Here is a 24,959-nt window from a genome sequence, read left to right on the forward strand (position 1 = left end):
CTGCCGCACCCATGGGTGGCGTGAGAAACGGCAAGGACGCCGGCACGCCGGAGCCCGCGGCCGTCCGACAGGAGGTGCCGCGATCCGGCATGCTCGAGGTCGGGTCTACGGACGATGCGGAAGTCGGGGTGGCTCGCCACTTCGGGGCCGCTGTGCGCTGGCTGCGCGAAGGCGCTCCCACGCGGGCCTTCGCGGAGCTGGAGAACGCCTGCCGCACCCTGCCCATGTCCCCCCGTCTGGCCGCGGGACTCGTGCGCTTCGCGCGACTCGCGGGGGCTGAGACCGCTGCCATCGGATTGCTGGACTCCGTTCCGGCCACGGTGCCCGCGGAGGTGCGACGCGCGGTGCGTCGCCAGCTCGCGAGGGTGTTGCGCCAGACGCACCAGCCGGCCCGAGCCGTCTCCGTGCTCGAGGCGGTGGTGCAGGAGTTCCCCGAGGAGCGTCGTGCGCGGCGGGTCCTGGAGCTGCTCCGCGCCAAGGGTCTAGGGGATGGCGTGCGCGCTCCGGCGCCGACGAGCGCCGTGCTGGAGAAGCTGCCCACGAAGAAGTCGGGCGTTCAGGCCCTGGCGGTCTGGGAAGAGGACGAGGTCGACTACCACGCCGCGACGGTGGTCGATGCCACGGGGGCCGCTTCGAAGCCGCCCACCGTGGTGCCTCCGCCGCGCTCGCTGACGATGGAGCTGGCGCGGGTGCAGTTCCAGGTGGAGGGGCCGCCCCTTGGGTTGATGGTGCCGGCTCGGGGGGAGGGGCCTGAGGTTGGGAGCGTGCCGGAGGCTCCGACCACCGAGGTGCCGCGTGGGGAGGGGACGCCTTCCTTCGAGCGTGCGGTGTCCGTGCCCCGGGCATCGGCGGATGTTCCGTTTCCGTGGGATGTCGCGCCGACGGATCCGGTGGCTCACGCGGGCAACCCTGCCGTGTATGCCGGAGGACCGACCGCGGATGCCGTGAAGGTGGGCGGTGCGGCGGGGGCCACGGATGAATCGGTGGCGGGAGAGTCGTCGAAGGACTCCGGTTCCGGCGCTGCGCGAAGTGATGCCGTGGACCTGTCGGCGAAGGCGGCTCCAGAGGTGGGGCTGCTCGACGATGAGGTTTCTCCGACCGAGGTGGACTCACTCGCGAGGCAGAGCGCCACGGGGGCTTTGGCGACCGAACAGGTGTCGCGTACTGGACACGGTGATGCGGCTGCCTCGTCGACGGAGGGTGCCTCCGCTCCCAGTGTTGTCGGGCTGAGTGATGTGAAGGCGGTTCCGACCGAGGTGGCTTCCACTGTCGGACCAGGCGATGCGGAGGCCTTGGCGGCCTTTAGCGCGGGGCGAAGTGATGCTGCTGCCTCGCCGACAGCGGCAACCCCTGGCGCGGGGTTGACCGACACGAGTGACGTGTCAGCAGGAACCACTCCGAGCGGCGCGGTGGACACCGCACCGGCTCCCGCTGCGCGAACCCTGACGCCGACTTCAGCCCGTGCCTCGACGCCGAGTGGTGAGTCCGTGGAGGCACTGCCCCGCGTCGGCCCCTCGTCGACGGAGGTCGCGTCGAGCCTGGAGCTGACTGCTCCCACGGCATCGCCCCTCGGCGCCGAGCCCAGCACGAGTCGGACCGATGCGGTGGCGTTGCCAGTCAGCTCCACGCGCGCCCCCTCGGGCGAACCGGAGGACGAAGGCGAGTTCCGCGCGAAGACCCAGGTGGAGATGCCCGCGGTCAGGGTCGAAGACCTGTTCCCCTGGGACGCGCCCCCTCGGGAGGCGGCGCTCCCCACGCGCCCCCCTGGCGCGAACCCGCTTCCTGCCTCGAAGGGGAAGCCCACCTCCTCGGGTGCTCCGCCCGTGCTCCACCCGGTGGGTTCGGAGCCCGCTCGCTCCAAGACTCAACCCGCCCCAGGTCCCACGCGAGGCGAAGACGCTCCGCGCTCGGAGACGATGGAGGTGCCGCTCGCCGACCTCTTCGCCGCTTTGGGAGGTGCACCCGCCAGCGCCGCGGTGCCTGCCCGCGCGGAGCATGGAGTTCGAGGACCGAGTGGTCCTGTCGCCGCTCGTCCTGACACGGTGCCCCCGTCCCGGACCGGGCGCTCGGGCGCGGCGGAGCCCACTCCTGGCGACGATGCGGAGGAGCTGGCGCGTTCGCGGAAACTGGAGGCGCAGTTCGTCGCGCGTCGAGCGTGGCGTGAGCTGGCCCAGGTCTATCTCAAGCGCGCGGACCGGGCGAAGGACCCGGTGGCGCGAGCGGAAGCGCTGACGCGACTCGCGGAGGTGATGGAGACCGAACTCCAGGACCCCGCTGGTGCCGCGCGAATGTACCGGGAGATTGTCGAGCTGACCGGTGACCGGTCCGCGCTGCGCGAGCAGGTTCGCTTGCTGGCCTCGCGGGACGACGCCTCGCTGGTTCGGCGCGCGCTCGATGAAGCCATCCAGCGGGCGAGGACGGGCCGCGCGCGCGCCACGGCGCTGCTGACCCGAGGAGAGCGCTGGCTCCACATGGGGGAGCCCCAGAAGGCCCGCGCGGATTTCGAGGCCTCGGAGGCGCTCGCGCCAGATTTGCTTCCCGCGCTCGCGGGACTGCTGTCGTGTGTCGAGGACGCGGAGCGCTCGGCCGTCGCCAGGCGACTGCATTCGGTGCTCACCACGACGCCGCGCCGTGCGGCGGACCGCGCGGAGGCGCTCCGGGTGCTCGCGCGTACCGCGGAGGAACAGCTCGGTGATTCGCGCCTCGCGCAGTGGGCCTGGGGCGAGGTGCTCATCGAGAGCCCTGACAGCGAGCAGGCCCATGAGCGACTCCTCTGGCTCGCGCGCGAGCTGGGGGACACGGCGGCGCTGGGGCAGCTCCTGCGCGCGCAGCTCGCACGCGAGTCGCGAGGCCCTGTCGCGCGGCAGTCTCGCCTGGAGCTGGTGGCCACCCTGGAGTCGTCGGGGGACACCGAGGCCGCGCTGAACGAACTGCGTCAAGCGGTGCGCTTCGAGCCAGGGCACAAGGAAGCGTGGCTGTTGCTCGTGGAGCGCTTGCTGGCGCACGACAACAAGGGCGAGGCGGCCTGGGCGCTCGAGAACGCGGCCACCGCGACCGAGGATGAACTCGAACGCGAGCAGACCTGGGACCGGCTGGCTCGCATGTGGCGCGAGTCGCTCCGCAATCCCGAGCGTGCGCAAGTCTATGCCCGCCGCGCGGAGGGACTGAGGCTCGCACGTGAGGAGCGGGAAGCGGCGCTTCCTCCCGAACCTCCTCGCAGCGCGACACCTCGCCGCGAGCCGAGTGGACCGAAGTCGCCGCTCGTTCCGTTGCCCATGACGACGACGTCACTCGTCGCGGCCGGACGCGATGACCTGTCCGAAGAGATTACGTCGACCTCCGACCCCAGTGCCCTTCCGGGTGGGACCGTCGAAGGTCCGGGGCCGCGAGGTGAGAAGGGTGGGGCGGCGCAGCGTGGAGAAAAAGGAGCGGGCACCTCTAGCGCGCAAGTCTCAGGTGCACGCGGTGAGCGGTCCTCACAGCAAGGGGGCGCGGCGTCCGCGGCTGTTGGAGCAGATGGTGCTCGCGAAAGGCCCGCGGGCTCCCGTGCCGAGAAGCCCGTAGCGCGTGGCGCTCGTGAGCCAGCATCACAAGAGGACAAGCTGGCCGCCCTGGGCCCCGAGCTGGACAGGCCCGCGCCTGCCGGGTCGACAGTGGTCTTCGGCGAGAATGCTCCCGCTCCGCGCACCGACAAATCCGTCGAAGCCAAGGGAACATCGGCTCCCGCCCAGGCTCCTCGTGCCTCCGCTCCACGCGGCGAGCGTGCTCCCGTGTCTCCGGCACGTGCGGACATTGCGGCAGACAGTGCTCCCGCTCAACGCGGCGAACGTTCCCTCGCTCCGCCAGCACGTGCGCCCAATCCCATTGACGGTGCTCCCGCTCAACGCGGCGAACGTTCCCCCGCGCCTCCAGCACGTGCGCCCAATCCCGCTGACGGTGCCACCGCTCAACGCGGCGAACGTGCCCCCGCGCCGCCAGCACGTGCGCCCAATCCCGTTGACGGTGCCCCCGCTCAACGCGGCGAACGTGCCCCCGCGTCTCCTTCACGTGCGGCTCCGCCAGTCGACAGCGCCCCCGCCGCACGCGGTGCGCGAGCCCCCGCGCAGTCTGGCCGCGCTGCTCCGCCAGTCGACGGTGCTCCCGTTGCTCCTCCCGCCGCGCGCGGTGAGCGAGCCCCCGCGCCGCCCGACAGTGCTCCCGCTGCCCGCGGCGAGCGAGCCCCAGCGCCCCCCGTCCGCGCGGCCCCGCCGTCCGACAGTCCTCCCGCGCGTGCCCAGGCCCCCGCTCGTCCCGCGAATCCTCCGGACGCACCCAGAGGTGGCAAGGCCATCGACCTGATGAGCGGCAAGCCCATGGACCTCGATGCCGCGTCCGTCCCCGAGACGCGCGTCATCTCCTGGGAAGCCCCTCCGGGGCGCATGGACCCCGTGCGCCGGGTCCTCCGGAACTCGCGTCCCGAGGGCACCTCGGCCGGTCTCGCGCCGGGTCGCTCCTTCATCTCGAAGCCCCCCGCTCAACCCGTGGGCGCCGCAGAGACGCGCGAGAACCCCATCGTCGTCCCCGAGCCCGCTCCGCCGGCGGACACCGAGCCCGAGGTCTTCCGAAAGCTCCGCGAGCGCCCGCTCGACACCGTCTCCTACGCCAACCTCGCCGACTTCTTCGACACCCGAGGCGACGCCCCGCGCGCCGCCCTCATGCGCGAAATCGTCGAGGCCCTGGCCGGACGCGAAGGCCCCGCGCCCCGCCTCCAGCGCCCACCCCTCACCGCCGATGAACGCGCGGGCCTGCGTCACCCTGGACTGCGGACCTCCTCGGGAGAGCTGCTCGCGTGCGCGGGCATCGCCCTCTGTCGCCTCTTCCCCGCCCAGGGCCGAGCCGCCGATGCCTCCGAGCCCCTGCGCGCCGTCGCGGGCCCCGGCGCTCCCGCCGTCCTCGACGCCCTCCACACCTCCGCGCGAGTCCTCGCGGTGAACCTGCCGGAGCTGGTGCTCGCCGAGGACGACGGCCCGCCCTTCACCGCCGTCCACACCGACAAGCCCCGCCTGCTCGTGGGCCGCGCCGTGATTCGACAGGCCCTGCCCGCCGCCGAGCTGCGCTTCCACGCGGGCCGCGCCCTCCTGTCGCTGTCACCCGACCTGCTCGCCCTGCGCGCGCTCAAGGGAGCCCAGCTCCTGCGCGCCCTGGCCCTGCTGTCCACCGTTCTCAAGAACCCGAAGGACCCCAGCTCCGATGCGCGGCTGGTGCGCGAGACGCTGTCCCCGCGCGCCCTGGAGCGCACCCTCGAACTGCTGGAGCCCGGCACGCGGGACTTCAACGCCTCGTCGCTCGCGGATGCCGCACGCGACTCCGCCAACCGCGCGGGCCTGGTGGCCTGCGGTGGCGTGGGGCCGGCGGTGACGGTGATTCGCTCGCGCCGCTCGAACGACTCGGAGCTGGTGGAGTTGCTGCGCTTCGCCGCGTCCGAGCGCTACCTCGCCCTGCGCGTCCCCGCCCGCTGAACGCCCCGCTCAGTTCATCTGCATGCGGATGGTGAGCGCCAGCATCCGGCTCTTCTCGCCACCCAGCTCGTACCGGTACGCCAGGTCCAGACCGCCACCCGTCTCGGTCATGAAGCCCAGGCCCGTGCTCAGCCGCGACGTGCGCGTGAAGCCGTCATACGAATAGCCCGCGCGCAGCGGAACCTGCATCCCGAGGATGTACTCGAGCCCGCCGCTGTACGTGAGCGTCGTCTTGTCGTTCGTCTCGAAGTCCGCGCGCACGTCACCGGCCAGCGTCAGCATCCCCGAGTTGATGCCGAGATGACCCGAGTAGTACCGCGTCAGCTCCACGTTCTCGGTGTTGATGAGGTTGTGCCCGGAGATACCCGCGACGAAGGACTCGGACAGCCGGAACAACAGGCCCGTGTCGACTGTCACCGAGTTGGCATATCGGTCCGAGCCGCTCATCCGCAGATAGCGCGCCGCCGCGCCAATCAGGATGCCCGGGGTCAACGGAAACCCCACGCCCAGCGAGCTGAGATGGGCGGTGGTGCGAGCGCCGCCGCGGCCCAGGCTGACCCAGTGGTAGTCCATCCCCATGGCCAGCTTGCTGGTGGCGCCGTCGATGACGGAGACGCCGAGCACGCCCTCCTTGAGGCGGTGGTCCCAGGCCCCCGTGCCCTCGACGCGGTAGGCCGGATACATGGCCATGGCGGCGGGATTTCCCAGCACGGCCTCCGTGCCCAGGCCCAGGGCGCGGTAGGCGCCCCCCATGCCGTAGGCGCGCGCGCTCATGACATCCCTCAGGTCCTCCGAGGGCTGGGCCAGGGCGGCGGTGGAGACACACACGGCGAACAGCAGCACGGCGGGGCGGAGCGACATGGGGCGATCATCCTAACCAGCTTGATGGGGTGGGTGGGCGCCAATAGATTCCCTGGCCCCATGTCCGCCAACGCACCGAAGGCAGAGCCCCTTATCCGCAAGTGTGTCATCCCGGCAGCCGGGCTGGGCACTCGCTTCCTCCCCGCCACGAAGTCCGTGCCCAAGGAGATGTTGCCCATCGTCGACACTCCCACCCTCCAGTACATCGTGGAGGAGGCGGTGGCCGCCGGAATCGAAGATGTCGTCCTCATCAATGGCCGAGGCAAGAGCGCCATCGAGGACCACTTCGACATCGGCTTCGAGCTGGAGACCACGCTGCGCGCCCGGGGCAAGACGGCGGACGCGGACAAGCTGCGCGCCATCGCCGAGCTGGTCCGCGTCGTCAGCATCCGTCAGAAGGAGCCCAAGGGCCTGGGCCACGCGGTGCTGTGCGCCAAGAGCGCCATCGGCAACGAGCCCTTCGGCGTGCTGCTGGGCGACGACATGATTGACGCCGAGGAGCCGGGCATCCGCCAGCTCGCTCGCGTGTTTCGCCAGTACAACCAGGCCGTCATCGCGCTGATGGAGGTGCCCGACGACGAGACGCATATGTACGGCATCGCCGCCGGCACGGACCTGGGCGACGGCGTCATCCGCATCGACCGCGTGGTGGAGAAGCCGAAGAAGGGCACCGCGCCCTCCAACCTCGCCGTCATCGGCCGCTATGTCCTGCCGCCGGAAATCTTCCCCATCCTGGAGACGCAGACGCCGGGTGTGGGCGGGGAAATCCAGCTCACCGACGGCCTGGCCACGCTCCAGAAGTCGCACGGTCTGTTGGGCTACAAATTCAAGGGTCAGCGCTATGACGCGGGCGACAAGGTGGGATACCTGAAGGCGAACATCGCCTACGCCCTCAAGCGCCCCGAGCTGCGGGGCGGGTTGCTCGAGTACATGCGTGAGGTCGTGAAGACGGAGAAGCCGTGAAGCGCATCGTCGCACTCGTCGCAGTCCTGCTGTCCTTCACCGCTGTCGCCTACGTGCTGCCGGGGGGCTCCATCCTCCGGCGCATGGTGGGTGAGCGAGATGAACTCAAGCTCTCCGGTCTGCGGGTGGAAGGCTCGCTCAGCTTCAGCGGCTCCGCGGTGAAGGAGGCGGGCGCGGCGCTGGGCGCGGCGACGGACCGTCCCGACCTGCAGGGAGATGGCGTGCTGTACCTGCGCGTGCCGGGCCGCTGCCGCTTCGAGGCCTCGGTGCCGGACGGCAACGCGCGCACCGCCGTGGTGCAGGTGGCGGGGCGTCGTCGGCTGGAGGGCAATGACATCCCCTCGCTCTCCGTGCTCGTCGCGCAGGTGTGCCCGCTCTTCGCCATGGGCGGAGGGCCGGTGCAGCAGCTCAAGGAGTCGGTGCAGCAGTACCTCCAGGGGCTGGGCGTCGACACGACTCGCACGGGCCTGGCGCGCTTCAGTGGAGAGGTCGCGTACGTGCTCGGTGACCAGGCCGAGGGGCGCTCCCAGTTCTGGGTGTACAAGGATTCCTTCCACCCCGCGCGGCTGCGCTACACGGACTCCGCCAAGGTCGCGTGGGACGTGCGCTTCCTGGACTACAACTCGCCCGCGGTGGGTGAGGCGCTGCCGCGCAGCATCGAGGTGTGGCGCGGTGACCAGCGTGTCGTGCGCTTCACCGCGCTGAAGGGCGATACCCGGGCCACGGTGCCCGACAAGCTCTTCACGCCGTAGTCACCCGGGCAGGGCCGTGCGCTCCGGCTTCGCGTCGGAGCGCGCCTCGGCGGGCCGCCACATGAACCACTGGGGCGGCCCGCCGTCGAAGCACGGCTCGGTGCGCTGGAGGTCGAAGCCGAAGCCCGTGTACCAGTCGCGGTTGGACGCCTTGGCCGTCTCCAGGAAACACGGCGCGTGAGTCTCCTCCGCCAGGGCCAGGCCCGCGCGCATCAGCCGCACGCCCAGGCCGCGCCCCTGGTGTGCCGGGTCCACGGCGATGGTGGCCAGGTACCAGTGAGCGGGCGTGTGCGGGTGGTAGCGCTCGAGCCTCGCCAGCGCTTGAAGCGCCAACCGCGCGCGTCCCGGGAAGTGACGCAGGCCCGCCCAGACGGTGGGCAGGAATCCAGCCTGTCTGCCGAGTGACTGGGGAAACGCTCCGGGCCGCAGCCACGCCGCCACCCCCGTCAGGCGTCCGTCCTCGACGGTGGCGTGCACCACGCCGTGCTCCAGACAGTCGCGCACGGTGGCCAGGTAGAAGGCCGCCGCCACCCGCGCGCGCTTCTCCGACGCGCCCGGGAACAGCTCCGCGAGGAATGGGTAGTCGTCGAAGGCCCGCGCGCACATCGGGCCCACCTGCTCCAACAGCTCCGGCCCGAGGTTCTGGACGCTCACCGTCATGGTGACGCGACTGTAGTCCACGGAGGCGCCGCGAGCGCACGGACGCTTGCTCGCGGACGCCGTGGAGCGGTGACTCGTTCTATGTTGGCGCGCGATGTGCGCTCGAAGGTGGCGAGACCGAGGACGGGCCATCCCGGGCACCGGTGAAGGCAGCAGGTGGATGGGGCTGACGTGTGGGCTCCTGCTCGCGCTCGTCCTGGGCGGGCCATGGCTCGCGTCGGCCAGGCCTCGCCGCGTGACGACCCTCCAGGATTTCCATCACACCGCTTGGACGCAGAAGGATGGCGCTCCCTCCGGCATCTGGACCATGGCCCAGACGCGTGACGGCTGGCTGTGGCTGGGGACGGCGTCGGGTCTGTATCGCTTCGATGGCGTCCGGTTCGAGCCTCGGGACCTGCTGCCCTCGGACAGCACCGCGTCGCGCTCCATTGGCGTGCTTCAGGCCATGCGCAACGGGGACCTCTGGGTCGCCTACTCCTTTGGCGGAGCCAGCCTCCGGAAGGAGACGGGAGAGGTTGCCCACTTCTTTCCGGGAGGGCTGCCCCCGGGTGTTCCGGTGGAGTCCTTCGACGAGGACGCCGAGGGGCGCCCGTGGGCGATCAGTCCTCAAGGGCTCCATGTCTTCGAGCAGGGCGCGTGGTCGCCCGCGGACCTTCGGTGGGGGCTGCCTCGGGGCTATTGGATCGACCTCATCCAGGACCGGAGCGGCGGACTGTGGGTGGCGGGCGAGCAGGGCATGTATGTGCTGCGCTCGGGGGCCCACCGCTTCGAACAGGTCGAGACGCAGGGGCCCTCCATTGGCGCGCTGTACCTGGCCCAGGATGGCGGCTTCTGGAGCTACGACGACCGAGGTAACAGTCCCCTGCGCGGCCCGGGCCTGCCCGAGCCCTCCGAGCCCGCTCGCGTCGACACCTTCGAGGGCGCGTCCTCCACGATTCTCCTCTTCGACCGCGACGGCAGCGTGTGGCTGGTCGGGTGTCGCGACGGAGGCGTCTGCCGCGACCCGAACCCCTCCGAGGATGGCACTCCGCTCCGTCGTCGCGATGTGAATGGTGATGTCTTCGGCGCGCGAGACGGGCTCTCGTCGGAGGCGGCGATGACGTTGCTCGCGGACCGCGAAGGCAACATCTGGGTCGGCACCCAGCTCGGGCTGGACCGCTTCCGTCGCAACGACGTGGCCGCCGTCCGCTTCCCCTCGTACATGAACTACTTCGCGCTCATCGCGGACGGCGACGGGAGGATGTGGACCGGGAGCGCGATGCGGATTTCGAGCCCGGACAAGTGGTGGCGGCTGGGCGCCGAGCCGGTCCTGACTCCGGGCCTCGAAGGGGAAATCACCGCCACCTGGCTGGACCCGGACGGCGGCCTCCTGCTGGGGGGCTCCTCGGGGTTCTGGCGCTTCACCGAGGAGCGCATCGAGTCGTTGTCCCGGCCCGACAAGGAGCAGGCGCAGCGCATCCAGGCCATCGTGCGCGACGCGGCGGGGAAGCTGTGGGTGTCATTCCGAGCGTCGACGGTGTACCGGCTGGACGGCGACACGTGGACTCCGAAGGGCGACCTCGCGGAGCTGCCCGACCTGCCGCCCGCGCGCGCCGTGCTCGATGGCGGGGGGCGGGTGTGGTTCGGCTACAGCGCCAACCTGCTCGCCATCATGGAGGGCTCGCGGGTCCGCACGTTCTCGGAGGCTCATGGCCTGCGCACGGGCACGGTGACCGCCATCCTCCCGGGAGAGACTCCGCTGGTGGGTGGCGCGCTGGGCCTGGCCGCGTTCGATGGGGAGCGGTTCCAGGCGCTGACGGCGACGCGGCCGGAGGCGCTGACGGGACTCACCGGCCTGCTGAAGACGAAGGACGGCACGCTGTGGCTCAACGGCCATGCGGGCGGCGTGCGCATCGCGGCGGAAGACCTTCAGCGGGCGCTGAGGGACGCCTCCTTCTCGATGCCCGTCGAGCTGTTCGACATGAACGACGGCATGCCGGGCGGCGCACAGCAGGTCCGTCCGCTGCCCACGCTGGTGGAGGACGGGGACGGAGGGCTCTGGTTCGCCGCCGTCAGCGGGCTGGGCTGGATGGACCCGAGCCGCATCCACCGCAACCCCGTGCCGCCTCCCGTGGTGATTCGCTCCGTCACCGTGGACGACACCACGTATGCGCCGACGACGGCGCTGCGGCTGCCACCGCGCACGAGGGAGCTTCGCATCGACTACAGCGCGCTCTCCTTGGGGATGCCGGAGCGAGTCGTGTTCCGCTATCGCCTCCAGGGCGTGGATGACGGCTGGAAGGACGCGGGGCAGCGACGCGAGGCCCACTACACGAACCTGGGACCCGGGACGTACCGCTTCGAGGTGAGGGCCGCGAACGAGGACGGCATCTGGAACACGAGCGGCGCCGCCCTCGACTTCGACATCGAGCCGACCTTCTTCCAGACGGGCGGGTTCATCGCGCTGTGTGTCGTGGGCGCGCTGGTCCTCTTGTGGCTCCTCTACGTGCTGCGGCTCTGGCAGGTGACGCAGCGGCTGCGCCTGCTGCTGGAGGAGCGGCACGCCGAACGCGAGCGCATCGCCCGGGAGCTGCACGACACGCTGTTGCAGGGCATCCAGGCGCTGGTGCTCAACGTCCACACCGTGTCCATGCGGCTGCCCGCGGGAGAGACGCGCCACGGCCTCGAGAGCGCGTTGGATAGGGCGGACGACATCCTGACGGAGGGGCGGGACAGGGTCAGCGCGCTGCGAGACACCCGCCAGGGCAAGGACGACCTGGCCACGGCCTTCGCGTCGCTGGTGAGCGAGTTCGACGAGCGCGAGGGGCCGAAGCTGCGCATGGTGGTCAAGGGTGACGCGCGCACGCTGGAGCCGCTGGTCGCCGACGAGCTGTACCGCATCGGCCGCGAGGCCATTGGCAACGCCTTCGCCCATTCCTGCGCGCGTGAGGTGGAGGTCAGCCTGCTGTTCGGCGCGCCGGAGCTGCGGCTGTGCGTGCGCGATGACGGCGGCGGCATCGACTCCGCCACCCTGGACCAGGGGGGCCGCGCGGGCCACTGGGGCCTGCGCGGCATGAAGGAGCGGGCCGCGAAAGTGGGTGGCGAACTGGACATCGTCAGCCGTGAGGGCGCCGGGACGGAAGTCGTCGTGGCGGTGCGCGCGGACCGCGCCTACCTTCGTCCTCCGCTGGAGGGCTGGAGGCGCTTGTTGCGCTCGTGGCCGGGCCGTCGCTGAGCGGCTCCGCTCGGGTTCTCGGCGTGCGGGGCGTGCCTCCGCGTCCGCCCGGCCAGGTGACGTGCGAGCAGGCATTCCCACGGGGTGGACCGGTGGCCTTGCGCGCAGCACGCGACAGGACGTGGACCGGAGGGCGGGGCCATGTCAGACAGCCCTGGCACTGTGGTTCCCGGTAGCAGGACGGACGGGGCAGGGGCGGTGGTTGAAGGGAGTTCCATGGAACAGCGACCGTTGTGGGACGAGCCGACGGAGAGCGTGGCGGACACACCCTCCACCACGGGTTCCATGGAGGTGCGCACCTCGGGTGCGAGGCGTCGCCGGGAACTGTCCCCGCCGGTACAGGCCGCTACAGTGGCGCCCGCAGTGAGCGAGAGTCCTCCCGTCCTGGCGTCCGTCGCCGTGGCCCGCCCCGTCCGGGGTGAGTTCACCTACTCCGTGCCGGAGGCCCTCACGGGCCACCTGGCGCCGGGGCAGCGCGTGCTGGTGCCCTTCGGCCGAGGCACCGCGCTGGGCTTCTACCTGGGGCCCGCGAACAAGCCCCTGGGAGAGAAGGTCCGGCTCAAGCCCATCCAGCGCGTGCTGGAGGACTCGCCCTCCCTGCCCAAGGACCTCATCGCGCTGCTGCGCTTCGCGGCCGAGCACTACCGCTATCCGCTGGGCGAGGTCATCCGAGGCGCCCTTCCCCCCGGGCTGTCGAAGCCGGTGGACGAGAAGGAAGCGAAGCCGGACGTGCAGCAGTTCGCGGTGGCGCTGGTCAGCGAGGTGCCCCCGGCGCTCGCGCGCGCGCATGCGCAGGCCGCGGTGCTCGCGTACCTCCTGGCCGTGGGGGGCAGCGCTCCGCTGGAGGAGGTGAGCCACGCCATCCCCGGGGCGCGTGAGCTCTTGAAGAACCTGGCCAAGAAGGGGCTGGCCCGCCTCGACGAGAAGAAGCTGGAGGCGGGGGTGAAGGAGGGCCTGATTCAAGGCCGGCCGGACCGCCTCACGCAGGAGCAGGACGCGGCGGGCATCGAGCTGCGCGCGGCGCTGGACACCGGGGTGTTCCAGCCGTTCCTGCTCCACGGCGTCACGGGCAGCGGGAAGACGGAGGTGTATCTGCGCGCGGCGGAGCATGCGCTGTCCCTGGGCAAGGGCAGCCTCATCCTCGTGCCGGAAATCGCGCTGACGCCGCAGCTGGTGGGGCGCTTCCGCAGCCGCTTCGGCGCCGAAGTCGCGGTGCTGCACTCGGGGCTGAAGCCCCGGGAGCGGCTGTTCCATTGGCAGGCGCTGCGTCGGGGCGACGTGAAGATCGCCGTCGGCGTGCGCTCGGCGGTGTTCGCCCCGGTGGAGAACCTGGGGCTCATCGTCGTGGACGAGGAGCATGACCCCTCGTTCAAGCAGGACGACAGCCTGCGCTACCAGGCCCGGGACCTGGCGGTGGTGCGCGGCAAGCAGGCCGGGGCGGTGGTGGTGCTGGGCTCGGCCACGCCGGCGCTGGAGACGCTGGAGAACGTGAAGCGCGGACGCTACCGGCTGCTGGAGCTCAAGCGCCGGGTGGATGACCGGCCCATGCCCACCATCGAGCTGGTGGACCTGCGGCAGGAGCGGCCTCGCGAGGGCATGGTGACGGAGGAGGCGCCCATCCTGAGTCCGCCGCTCTTGGCGGCCATGGAGGAGACGCTGGCGCGTGGCCAGCAGGTCATCCTCTTCCTCAACCGCCGGGGACACAGCACGGTGCTGCTGTGCGAGGTGTGCGGGCTGTCGCTCAAGTGCAGCGCGTGCGACGTGTGCCTGACGCACCACCGCTCGCAGAACCGGGTGGTGTGCCACTACTGCGGGCTGGCGATGCCGGTGCCGGACCGGTGCCTGGAGTGCACGGGCCCCATGCTGAAGCTGGGCATCGGCACGGAGCGGGTGGAGGCGGAGGTCCTGGAGCGCATCCCCACGGCGCGGGTGGCGCGGCTGGACAGGGACTCGGCGACGAGCGCGGAGCGGCTGACGGAGATGCTGGCGTCGTTCGCCCGTCGGGAGCTGGACGTGCTGGTGGGCACGCAGATGGTGGCCAAGGGGCACGACTTCCCGGGCGTGACGCTGGTGTGTGTCGTCATGGCGGACACCTCCCTGGCGATTCCCGATTTTCGAGCCTCCGAGCGGACCTTCCACCTGTTGACCCAGGTGTCTGGGCGCGCGGGGCGAGGCAAGGACCCGGGGCGGGTGTTGGTGCAGACGTACAACCCGGACGCGGAGCCGGTGAAGCGGGTGCTGGCCCACGACTTCGATGGGTTCGCCCAGCAGGAGTTGGAGTGGCGCAAGGCGCTGGCGTACCCGCCCTTCGCGCGGATGGCGTCCATCCGGCTGGAGGGGGAGCATCCGGAGCAGACGGCGAGCGTGGCCCGGCACCTGGGAAATCTTGTGTCCAAGAACATGCCCCCGGCGTCGGCGGGGGTGCGGCTGTTGGGGCCGGCGCTGGCGCCCATCGCCAAAATCCGGGGCAAGACGCGCTGGCAGTTGCTCTTGAAGGGGCCGACGCATGTGGCGCTTGCCCCACTGCTCGCCAGGGTGGAGGCGGCCCTGGTGGACGTTCCGTCCGCGGTGAAGGTCGTGATCGACGTGGATCCGGGGGCCATGCTGTAGACTCGGTGCCCCCCCATGGGCGCACCGGTCCTCCTCGTCCACGACGACATCGCCACCATCGCCGCAGTGCGGCGTCTGCTCACCCGTGACGGGCACGAGGTCATCCTCGCCACGTCCGCCGCGGATGCGCTCATTGCCTACGGGCACCACCTGCCGGCGCTCATCGTGCTGGCCCCTGGCGTGGAGAGTGGCCGGGGTCGGCTGGTGCTGGAGGAATTGCTCCAGCATCCGGACGGGAAGGCGGCCCGGGTGTTGCTGCTGGGCGAGGCCATCGCGGGGTTCAGTGCGCCGGTGGCGCCGCTGCCTCTGGATGGGACGAGCTTCGTGGCGCAGGTGGACTCGCTCATCCGTGCGCCGTCGGAGGCGGACGCGTGGCATGTGCTGGAGAACCGGAGTCCGCCAGGAGTCCGAGGGGAAGGGGTAGGAGGCGGGGAGGGCTCGGAGGCGTGGCACGCGACGGGGCCTGGGTCGGTGGGTGGGGATCCGGCGCTGGCGAATGCGCTGTTTGGGGATCTGGCGCCGCTGCACCAGACGGACTGGGAGCTGGCGGCGATGACGCGCGAGGAGCGGACGGCGCGTGCCGAGGAGCAGGAGCATCGCTCGACGCTCGACGTGCAGGCGACGCTGGAGCAGGCGCACCAGGAGGTGGAGGCCGCGGCGATGGCTTCCATCCAATCCGCGCGAGGAGGCGAGGACTGGGGCGCGGCCGCGTCGGGCGGCGAGGGCGAGGCCTTCGATGGGGGCGCGCTGTCGGCGGGCGAGGTGTTCCGGGCGGAGGGGGATGAGTCCGGCGCTGACGCCGGGGCTGCTGCTGACGCGTATTCAGCGGGGGATGCCACCGAAGGGTACGAGTCGAGCACTCAGGCGGGTGTCGCCACCGAAGGGTACGAGTCGAGTCCCCACGACGGAGGAGTCGCTGACGGGTACGACACCAGCGCGCGGGATGGAACCGCCACTGGGGACTCCGCGGACAGCGGTCACGGTGGTGAGGCTTACGACGCGGGCGCGTACGCGGAGGGCACGGCCACCGGCTACGACTCCTCGGACCCCGCGACGGACGTGGCGCCCTACGGTGCGGAAGGCTACGACGCGGGTGCGCACGGCGGAGCCGAGGGCTCGGGATACGACTCCTCGGACGCGGGCTCGGACGCCTATGGCGCGGAGGGCTCCTCGACGAGTGCCTACGCGGACGGAGCCGCGAGCTTCGACGAGGGCATGCCGATGCCCACGGCGCTCGGACCGGATGAGCTGAGCGCTGCCGGTGGACAGGACCTGGGTGTCGACGGAGCCGCGACGGATGCGCTGGATGAAGCGGCGATGGACGCGGCGTATGGGACCGATGACTCGACGGCCGCATGGGGCAGCCCCGAAGATGACTCGCGCGAAGACGCACCGGCTCCTGGGCTCGCGGGGTGGGTTGGAAAGTCCGCGCCGGGGAGTGGTGCGACCCCTGGGAGCCTGGACGATGCGTTCTCCGAGGGCTTCGCGAGCGCCGTGACAGGTGAAGCAGGGCCGGGTGGCGTGAGTGGTCCGCCCACGGTCCTGTATGGCGTGAGTACTTCGGAGGCTGGAGCGCCGACGGACTGGACGGCGGAACAGCCACAGGCGGGAGGCGAGGTCGAGGACTCACCGCCAGTGGGGAGTCTCGCCTGGACGGAGGAGCCCGTCTCCGCGTCGGCAGCTCGGCCCGTGACGCTGGCGCCGCGGTTGGGGGACGAGGGGTTCTTCGACGTCGACACTCCGGCATCCCCTTCAGGGGATGCGCTCTCCGCGGCGGAAGCGGAACTGGCTGCGATGCGCGATGGGGGCGCACGGCCCTCCGCGCCGCTCGAGGCATCTGCGTGGACGGAGCTGCCACCGGACCCCGAGGTCGACCATTCCCTGCGGGGACATGCCGGAGAGGATGAGCCGTCGCCTGAAGCGACGACGGGTACCGAGGCGTCGACCGGAACCGAGTCCACTTCCAGCGACCTGTCTGAAGAAGAGCGCCTGCCGGCCTCGCCGTGGGATGTGTTGGAGGCGGAGCTTCAGGCCAAGGTTCGCCAGGATGACCCCGAAGGGGCGCCAGTAGAGCCGCCTGCGAGCAGTGTTGGCGCGGACTGGTTCGATTCGGAGCCAGCGGTAGCTGGGGCTGCGCCGGATACGGTGGCGACGAATGCCTTCGAGGACTCCTCCGGGAGCGATGCATTGGTGGGCACGTCCCCCGAGCAAGCTCACGCCGAGGCCGCCAACGAGGCGACGGACTGGTCCGATGCGGAGCCCGGCGCCGAAGCTCCGAGCGCGGATGCCGCGTCGAACGAGTTCAACGCTGAGCCATCCGCCACGGCCGCCAGCGAGGACGAAGCGACGGACTGGTCTGGTGCGGAGTCCGGGGCCGAGGCGTCGAGCACCGACGCGGAGACGGACTGGTCGGGAGCGGAGCCAGGTGCCGAAGCATCGAGCGCGACCGAATCGACAGACTGGTCCGGAGCGGAGCCAGGTGCCGAAGCGTCGAGCGCGAACGAGTCGACAGACTGGTCCGGAGCGGAGCCGGGGGCCGACGCCGCAAATGCGCCGACGGACTGGTCGGGGGCTGAGCCGAGCGCGGAAGCGTCGAGCGCGAACGAGGAGACGGACTGGTCAGGAGCGGAGCCGGGTGTCGCTGCTTCTGGTGCGGACGATGCGACGGACTGGTCCAGCGCGGAGCCGAGCGCCGAATCGTCGAGCGCGAATGATGGGACGGACTGGTCGGGCGCGGAGCCGAGCGCCAAAGCGTCCAGCGCGAATGACGAGACGGACTGGTCGGGCGCGGAGCCGAGCGCCGAGCCGTCCAGCGCGAACGATGCGACGGACTGGTCAAGTGCGGAGCCGAGCGCCGAAGCGTCCAGCGCGAATGAGGAGGCGGACTGGTCGGGAGCCGAGCCGAGCGCCGAGCCGTCCAGCGCGAATGACGAGACGGACTGGTCGGGAGCGGAGCCGAGCGCCGAGCCGTCCAGCGCGAATGACGAGACGGACTGGTCGGGAGCGGAGCCGAGCGCCGAGCCGTCCAGTCCGGACGTAGCCGGGGGTTGGTTCGACTCGGAAACGGGTGATGTGCAGTCGCCGGTGGCCACCCTCGCTGGGTCGCCGCCGACGGGCGCGGAGGCTCACCCGGATGTTGTTACGGCGGCGACCGCGTCCGGAGGAGTCTCGACGCCCGCCTCCGACGCCTCGGTGGGTTGGTTCGACTCAGAGCCGGAAGGGTCCGCGCCTGTGGAGTCCTCCCCTGGCGCCGTGTGGTTCGACTCGAACGCGGACACCCCTTCATCAGAGGAGGCTGCCCCGGCAAGCCAGCACGCGACGGAACCAGGGGCCGAGCACTGGCCCGCGTCCGATGCGCAGGAGTCGACGCTCGCGACGAACGCTCGACTGGAGGAGTTCGAGCAACAGCTCGAGGAAGCCCATGAGCGCGTCCGTTCGCTGAGGGCCGCGCTGGACCAGGAGACCGCGCTTCATCAGGACGCCGAGCGGCGAATCGATGAGTCCCGCGACCTGAGCGAGTCCCTGCGAGGAGTCCTGGACCGCGAAGCGGCTTTGCGCGTGGAGGCCGAGGCCGCGCGCGACAGGAGCGGAGAGCAGCTCCAGGCGCTTCAGGAGCGGCTCGACACGCTGGAGGACGCGCACTCACGAGAGGCCACGCTGCGCGCGGAAGCGGAGCAGCAGCTCGAGGCTGCGCGCGCGAGGGAGGCCGAACTCGCGGCGGCCCAGGCACGGGAAGAGCGCCAGCGGCGCGAACTCGAAGCCGAGCTGGAGCTGTCGAAGCAGCGAGAGTCCGAGCTAGGTGTTCGGAGTGGCTCGGAAGCGGAGTCCCTCCGCGCGGAGCTGGCGAAGCTCCAGGAGCGCTTCGAAGCGGCGGAAGCCCATGCGCGGTCCGAGACCCAGGCGCGAGCCACGGTGGACGCCGCCGCGAAGGCGGCCCTGGGTCGCATCGAGTCGCGCGAGCAGGACTTCATCGAGCTGCGCGGCCTGTTGGATGCAGCGGCGACGGAGGCCCGAGAGCTTGCACGTCTGAGGGCGGAAGACCTCGCGCGAGCGGAGGCGAAGGCGAAGGAGGCGCTCCTCGCCAGGGATGACGCCCAGGAGCGTGCCGACCAGGAGGCCCTGGCGCGAGCCGAGGCCGAGTCGCGTCTCGCGGAGCTGGAGGAGAAGCTCCAGGAGACGGAGACGCGCGAGGCGGCGGCGGCGCAGGCGCTGAAGGAAATCGAGATTCGGCTCGAGTCCGAGGCCGCGGGACGGGTCGATGCCGAAGCCCGCGCCGAGACGGAAGTGCAGTCGCGTCGGAGCCTGGAAGCGCGAGTGAAGTCCGCGGAGGTGGCGCTGGTGGAGGCGGAGGCCCGTGCTGGGGCGGAGGCCCTGGCGCGAGCGGAGTCCGAGACGCGCGCGGCGACCGCGGACTCGGAGCGAATCGAAGCGGAGACGCACGCGAAGAAGGAGTCTCGTGCGCGTGCCGAGGCGGAGGCCCAGGCGGAGCTGGAGTCCCGAGCGCGGGCCGAAGCCGAGGAGCGTGTGGAGGCGGAGATTCGCGCCCGCCAGGAACTGGAGTCCCAGACCGAGGCGGAGGTCCACGCGCTCGCGGAAATGGAGTCCCGTTCCTCGGCCGAGGCGAAGGAGCGCCTCGACCAGGAGGCAAAGGCCCGAGCCCAGGCGGAAGCCCGAGCGGCGTCCGAGTCGAGGCAACGCGCGGAGGCCGAGGCTCGCGCGGAGATAGAGGCCCAGAGCCGAGAGGAAGCCGAGGAGCGCGCGGAGTCCGAAGCGAAGCAGCGAGCGGTAGCCGAAGCCCGAGCGGAAGCCGAAGCGAAGCTGCGCGAAGAAGCCGAAGCCCGAGCGGAGTCCGAAGCAAAGCAGCGCGAAGCAGCCGAGGCCCGAGCGGAGTCCGAGGCGACGCAGCGCGAAGAAGCCCAGGCGAAATCCGAGGCGAAGCAGCGCACGGAGTTCGAGTCCCGCTCGGAGTCCGAGGCGAAGCAGCGCGCAGAAGTCGAAGCCCGAGCGGCATCCGAAGCGAGACAGCGAGCGGAGTCCGAGGCGCGCGCGGAGCTGGAATCGCGACAGCGTGCCGAAGCGGAGGCGCGCGCGGAGTTGGAGTCGAAGCAGCGTGAGGCGGCCGAAGCCCGAGCGGAGACCGAAGCCCGCCTGCGCACGGAGGCCGAGGCCCGAGCCGAGACAGAAGCCCGCCTGCGCGCGGAGGCAGAGGCGCGAGCGGAGTCCGACGCGAAGCAGCGAGTCGTCGCGGAGACCCGAGCGGAGTCGGAGTCGAGGCAACGCGCGGAGGCGGAGTCCCGAGCCGCCGCGGAAGCCGAGGTCCGCGCGGAGGCCGAGCTCCGAGCCCAGAAGGCCGCTCAAGCGCTGACCGACGCGGAAGCCCGAGCCAAGACGGAGGGCCGTCACCGCACGGCGCTGGAAGTGCGCCTGGACGCCGAAGCGCGCCAGCGTGCCGCCATCGAGTCCCGCATCGACGAGCAGACCCAGGCCCGAACCGAGGCCGAGTCGACGTCCGCCCGCATCGCCGAGCAGCTCGCGCAGCTCCAGTCCCGTCTCCAACAAGTGGAAGCGGAGCTGTCCCAGGTCCGAACCGAGCGCGAAGAGGCACGCCAGTCCCTGGAGGCGCTGCACGCGGAGAAGGCGAGACTGGAAGCGGACTCGGCGGAGGAGCGAGCCCGGTCCGAGCGCGAGCGTCTGGAGCTGGAGGAGCGAGGCCACCGCGAGGCAGAGGAAGCCGCGGCCCAGGCCCGCGCGGCGCTGCTCCCGCTGGAGGCCCCTCCGGGCCGTCCCGAGCTCGCCGTATCCCGCAGTGGCAGCGTCACCCAGGAGGGCCTGTCCCGACTGGTGCTGCGGCTCTGCGAGGCGCGCATGGAGGTGCGCCTGGAGCTGAAGGTGATGAACGCGCTGCGCGTGCTGTGGCTGCGCGACGGCTCGTTGGTGGGGGCGGTCTCGTCCGCGTCTGGTGAGTCACTCATCGACCGTGCTCGCGCGGACGGCCTCATCGACGCGCGTCAGGAGAGCGAGCTGCGGCTGGTGCGCAGCGCGACCACGGGAGCATTGCTCGACGCGCTCCGAGGCCGAGGCTATCTGCGCGAGTCCGAGGCCGTGCCGCTGGTGCAGCGCTACACGGAGCAGGTCTTCCTCGATGCCCTGGCCGAGCCGTCCACGCTGTACCGGCTGGTGCAGGAGCCGGCGCCGCACGAGGTGGCGCTCGCGGCGGCCACGCGTCCGCCCCTGTTCCTGCTCGCGGAGGCCCTGCGCAACACGCTGACCGCCGAGTCGCTCCTGGCCTCCGCGGGTGGCCTCCGAGCCCGTGTCGTCCGAGGCGACCTGCACCTCGCGCCCGATGACTTCGGCCTGCCCGCGAGAGACCTCCAACTGCTCTCCCAGGTGGATGGCGAGCACACGGTGGAGGCGCTGCTCTTGGGCGCGGGTGTGCCGCAGGACTCGGCCTTGAAGGCGCTCTCGGTGGCGCGGACGCTCGGGCTCATCATCCTGCAGCCCGCCGACGCGGACGACTCCGGAGAGCTGCCGCCCGAGCTGGACGTCCGTCGGCTGGAAGCGAAGTTCGACGAGATTCAGGACGCGGACTACTTCACCGTGCTGGGGCTGGCGCGCACGGCGGGCAGTGAGGAGGTCAAGCGGGCCTACGAGCTGCTCGCCGCCGAGTTCCACCCGCTGCGTTTCGCGGGTCATCCGGACCCGGCGCTCCAGCACCGCGCCCAGCAGATTCGAGGCGTCCTGTCCGAGGCGGCCCAGGCCCTGGGGGATGACCGACTGCGCTCCGAGTACGCACGCAGCCTGCTCGACTGACAGGGGGTGGACGTCCCGTGCGCCGGGGTGGAGGAGGGCTGCCCGCACGGGGTTGCCCGTGCGCGCGGGGGGAGTTAAGAGGGCCTCCATGGTTCGTGAGATCCTCATCTGGCCCGACCCCATCCTGAAGCAGAAGGCCAAGCCCGTGACGAAGGTGGACGACTCCACCCGCGCGCTGGTCAAGGACATGTTCGAGACGATGTACGCCGCCGACGGCGTGGGACTCGCGGCGCCGCAGATTGGCGTGCTCCAGCGCGTCATCGTCCTGGACACCACGCCGCGTCAGCCCGAGTCCAAGCCCCTGGCGATGATCAACCCGGAGCTCGTCGCGCTCGAGGGTGAGACGACCTACAACGAGGGCTGCCTCTCCCTCCCCGGCGAGTCGGAGGACGTGGACCGCGCCGCCGTCGTCACGGTGAAGTACCTGGACGTGGACGGTCAGGAGCAGACGCTGCGCTGTGACGAGCTGCTCGCCATCGCCGTGCAGCACGAGACGGACCACCTGAACGGCACCGTCTTCGTGGACCACGTCTCCACGCTGAAGCGCGAGTTCATCCGCAAGCGGATGAAGAAGCTCAAGGCTTCGCGCGAGAGCGAGCTGAACCCGTCGGCTTCTCGGTAGCCGCTCGGGCCACGCCCTTCTTGGGGCACAGCTCGGCCACGACGCACCGCTGGCACTCGGGGGAGCGGGCGAAGCACGTCCGCCTCCCGTGCCACACCAGGAGCTGGTGGCCTTTCGTCCACCAGGGGGTGGGCAGCACCGCCCGCATGTCGGTCTCCACCTTGTCCGGGTCCTCGTGCGTGGTGAAGCCGAGCCGGTAGGCGAGCCGCTTGACGTGGGTGTCCACGGGGAAGGCATCGTCGCCGCCCAGGTGGATGCACACGACGCCCGCCGTCTTGCGGCCCACGCCGGGCAGCTCCGCGAGCGTGTCGCGTCGGAGCGGCACCTGGCCGCCATGTTCCTCCACGAGGATTTTCGCCGCCGCGACGATGTTCTTCGCCTTGGCGCGGTACAGGCCGCAGGTGCGGATGAAGGGCTCCACGTCGGTGGGCTGCACCTGCGCGTAGGCGTTCGCGCTGGGGAAGCGCTGGAATAGGGCGGGGGTCACCATGTTGACCCGCTTGTCCGTGCACTGGGCGGAGAGCATCACCGCCACGAGCAGCTCCAGGGGGGAGTGGAAATCCAGCTCGATGTGGGCATCGGGCATGGAAGCTTCCAGTCGCTCCATCACCTTCACCGCGCGCTCACGCTTCGCCGCCGCTGTCTCACGTCCGGGCACGCGGCCGTTGTATGTCACCCCTGTCGTGCACCCAAGTCCTGGCTAGCGCCACCCTGCGGGAGAACCATGAAGCCCATCGACTTTCGCTCCGACACCGTCACCAAGCCCACGGCCGGCATGCGCCGCGCCATCGCGGAAGCGGAGGTGGGGGACGACGTGTACGGCGAGGACCCCACGGTGTCGCGCCTGGAGGCGCGCGTGGCGGAGCGGCTCGGCCTGGAGGCGGCGCTCTTCGTCCCCTCGGGCACGCAGGCCAACCAGGTGGCCATTGGCGCGCACTGCCGGGCGGGGGACGAGGTGCTGACCGAGGCGGGCAGCCACATCCTGCACTACGAGGGCGGCGCGGTGCCGGCGCTGTGGGGTGTGCAGCCGCAGCCGCTGCCGGGCGAGCGGGGCCTGCTGACGCCGGAGGACGTGGCGGCGGCGGTGCGTGAGGACAACCTCCACAACCCGCGCACGCGGTTGCTCTCGTTGGAGAACACGCACAACCGAGGAGGCGGCTCGGTGTGGCCGGTGGAGCGCTTCCGCGCGGTGGTGGAGGTGGCTCGCAAGGCGGGGTTGGCGGTGCACCTGGATGGCGCGCGGCTGTTCAATGCGGAGGTGGCGGCGGGAGTGCCGGCGTCGACGTGGGCGAAGCTGACGGACACGACGTCGGTGTGCTTCTCGAAGGGGCTGGGGGCGCCGGTGGGCTCGGCGCTGGCGGGCCGCGCGGACGTCATCAAGGAGGCGCGTCGGCTGCGCAAGCGGTTGGGCGGAGGCATGCGGCAGGCGGGCATCCTGGCCGCGGCGGCGCTGTACGCGTTGGACCACCACGTGGAGCGGCTCGCCGAGGACCACGCGAACGCGCGCCGGCTCGCGGCGGCGCTGGCAGAAGTCCCTGGAGTGAAGGTGGAGGTGGCGCGGGTGGAGACGAACATGGTGTTCGCGGAGTTCGACCGCCCGGCCATGGAGATGGTGACGCTGCTGGGGAAACACGGCGTGCTGACGAACCCGGCGGGAGGACCGCGCTCGGTGAGGTTGGTGACGCACCTGGACCTGTCGGCGGCGGACATCGACGAGTCGGTGGCGCGCATCCGGCGAGTCCTGGCGTAGACCGCCGTGCGGGCCTCGGCGTGAGGGGCGTGTTCTCCCGGGCGGAGGTCCTGCTCGTGAGCCGCCCCCCGTGAGGTTGCTCGCCCGCTTCCGGTCCGGGCGAAGCCGTGGCTGCTGGGCGAGGGAAGGCACCGAGCGGAGCGTGGTAGGCTCGCCGGGCCGTGCGTCGACTCCGTCTCCTCGCCTTCGTCAGCGTCTGTGCCTGCTCGACCACCCGGTCGGAGCAGACGATGAGCTTCGACGAGGTCTACAGCACCGCGGAGCCGTCCTCCTCCGCGCCTTCCTCGCCCCCTGCCTTCGAGAGTGCCCCCGCTTCGTCCCAGGGGCGTGTGCTCCGGCTGGCCTCGCCCGAGCCGTCCATGGAGCTTCAGGATGCGCTGGCGTCCTTCCGGGAGCGGGCCCGTGCGCACCGTCGCAAGGTGGCGAGGGGTGGGCCCATGCCGTTGGGGCAGGTGGAGAGCTGGGAAGTGATGAACGGGATGTTGGATGCGTTCCTGGAGCGCGCCCTGGAGCGCACGGACTCCCGCGACGTGGAGCGAGCCCGGGGTGTCCTGGAGGCCGAACTGGAGCAGGACGGCCGCACCTATGGCGACATGCCCGGAGCCCTGGCGGAGGCCGTGGTGCTGCGCGTCGGGCGGCTCGCCGTGCGCATGGCGGAGCTGCGGCGGCTGGAGCATCCGGAGGAGGTCAACGGGCTGCCTCGACTGGCCTGGCCGGTGGATCCGGTGACCATCACCAGCGTCTTCGGACAGCGCTGGCACCCCATCCTGGGCGAGCAGCGGCGCCACCTGGGCGTGGACCTTGCGGCGAAGCAGGGCCAGACCGTCTACACGGCGACGAAGGGCGTGGTGCTGCGTGCGGGGTGGAACGGCGACCATGGCCTCCAGGTGGAGGTGCAGCACGAGGGGCGCTGGGTGACTCGCTACAGCCACCTGTCCCGGGTGCTGGTGGAGCCGGGGGAAATCCTGGAGCGGGGCCACGCGGTGGGGCTGGCCGGTGAGACGGGGCTGGCCACGGGCGTGCACGTGCACTTCGAGCTGTGGCGGGACGGAGAGGTGATGGACCCCCTGGACGCGCTCGGCGACGAGGGTGAGGAGCGTCCGAAGGCGCCGCCCATGGCGCGGGGTGGTGCGGGCTCCTGAGCCCGCAACGCATCAGGGGCGCCACCGCTGAGGTAGCGCCCCTGAGGGGAGTGCCTGGTTCATCGCGAGTCCCTGGG

The 24,959-nt window shown here is 71.3% G+C and carries 12 protein-coding genes; 9 read left to right on the top strand and 3 right to left on the bottom strand.

The annotated features are described in order from the left end of the window. Positions 1 to 11: 11 nt before the first annotated feature. Positions 12 to 5,498, top strand: a complete 5,487-nt coding sequence (locus ACN469_RS03170; RefSeq protein WP_498764014.1) for a hypothetical protein — start codon at positions 12 to 14, stop codon at positions 5,496 to 5,498. Between the two features lie 9 nt (positions 5,499 to 5,507). Here the strand turns inward: ACN469_RS03170 and ACN469_RS03175 are convergent, their stop codons facing one another. Then, on the bottom strand, positions 5,508 to 6,359 hold the full coding sequence (locus ACN469_RS03175; RefSeq protein WP_498764016.1) for a hypothetical protein: 852 nt from the start codon (positions 6,357 to 6,359) through the stop codon (positions 5,508 to 5,510). Between the two features lie 60 nt (positions 6,360 to 6,419). Between ACN469_RS03175 and galU the strand changes: the two genes are divergently transcribed. Together galU and ACN469_RS03185 are read left to right on the top strand one after the other, a co-directional pair. Next, entirely contained in the window at positions 6,420 to 7,322 is a 903-nt protein-coding gene (gene galU, locus ACN469_RS03180; protein ID WP_498764018.1) for a UTP--glucose-1-phosphate uridylyltransferase GalU, read from the top strand. After that, positions 7,319 to 8,074: a hypothetical protein gene (locus tag ACN469_RS03185; protein WP_498764020.1), complete on the top strand. Its 756-nt coding sequence runs from the start codon at positions 7,319 to 7,321 to the stop codon at positions 8,072 to 8,074. The genes galU and ACN469_RS03185 overlap by 4 nt, the downstream gene beginning before the upstream one ends. Here the strand turns inward: ACN469_RS03185 and ACN469_RS03190 are convergent, their stop codons facing one another. Further along, a complete protein-coding gene (locus ACN469_RS03190) occupies positions 8,075 to 8,755 on the bottom strand; it encodes a GNAT family N-acetyltransferase (protein ID WP_498764022.1) in 681 nt (226 codons plus the stop codon). 139 nt (positions 8,756 to 8,894) lie between these two features. Between ACN469_RS03190 and ACN469_RS03195 the strand changes: the two genes are divergently transcribed. From ACN469_RS03195 to def, 4 genes are all read left to right on the top strand, one after another. Then, a complete protein-coding gene (locus ACN469_RS03195) occupies positions 8,895 to 11,948 on the top strand; it encodes a sensor histidine kinase (RefSeq protein WP_498764024.1) in 3,054 nt (1,017 codons plus the stop codon). A gap of 216 nt (positions 11,949 to 12,164) precedes the next feature. Beyond that, on the top strand, positions 12,165 to 14,558 hold the full coding sequence (priA, locus tag ACN469_RS03200; protein WP_498764026.1) for a replication restart helicase PriA: 2,394 nt from the start codon (positions 12,165 to 12,167) through the stop codon (positions 14,556 to 14,558). A 15-nt stretch (positions 14,559 to 14,573) separates the two neighbouring features. Next, positions 14,574 to 21,368, top strand: a complete 6,795-nt coding sequence (locus tag ACN469_RS03205) for a DnaJ domain-containing protein (RefSeq protein WP_498764028.1) — start codon at positions 14,574 to 14,576, stop codon at positions 21,366 to 21,368. An 88-nt stretch (positions 21,369 to 21,456) separates the two neighbouring features. Beyond that, positions 21,457 to 21,990, top strand: a complete 534-nt coding sequence (gene def / locus ACN469_RS03210; protein WP_141648714.1) for a peptide deformylase — start codon at positions 21,457 to 21,459, stop codon at positions 21,988 to 21,990. Here def and nth read toward each other — a convergent pair. Continuing rightward, the gene (nth, locus tag ACN469_RS03215; RefSeq protein ID WP_498764030.1) at positions 21,944 to 22,666 is read right to left on the bottom strand and encodes an endonuclease III; all 723 of its coding nucleotides are present in this window, start codon (positions 22,664 to 22,666) and stop codon (positions 21,944 to 21,946) included. The two genes, def and nth, sit on opposite strands and share 47 nt — an antisense overlap. A gap of 48 nt (positions 22,667 to 22,714) precedes the next feature. On the opposite strand from nth, the gene ltaE reads away from it, so the two are divergent. Together ltaE and ACN469_RS03225 are read left to right on the top strand one after the other, a co-directional pair. Beyond that, positions 22,715 to 23,740: a low-specificity L-threonine aldolase gene (ltaE, locus tag ACN469_RS03220; protein WP_498764031.1), complete on the top strand. Its 1,026-nt coding sequence runs from the start codon at positions 22,715 to 22,717 to the stop codon at positions 23,738 to 23,740. A gap of 161 nt (positions 23,741 to 23,901) precedes the next feature. Then, positions 23,902 to 24,882 (top strand): M23 family metallopeptidase, encoded by a 981-nt coding sequence (locus ACN469_RS03225; protein ID WP_498764033.1) that lies wholly within the window; start codon positions 23,902 to 23,904, stop codon positions 24,880 to 24,882. Positions 24,883 to 24,959: the final 77 nt, after the last annotated feature.

This window comes from Corallococcus terminator (genome assembly GCF_049194865.1).
Taxonomy (GTDB): Bacteria; Myxococcota; Myxococcia; order Myxococcales; family Myxococcaceae; genus Myxococcus; species Myxococcus terminator_A.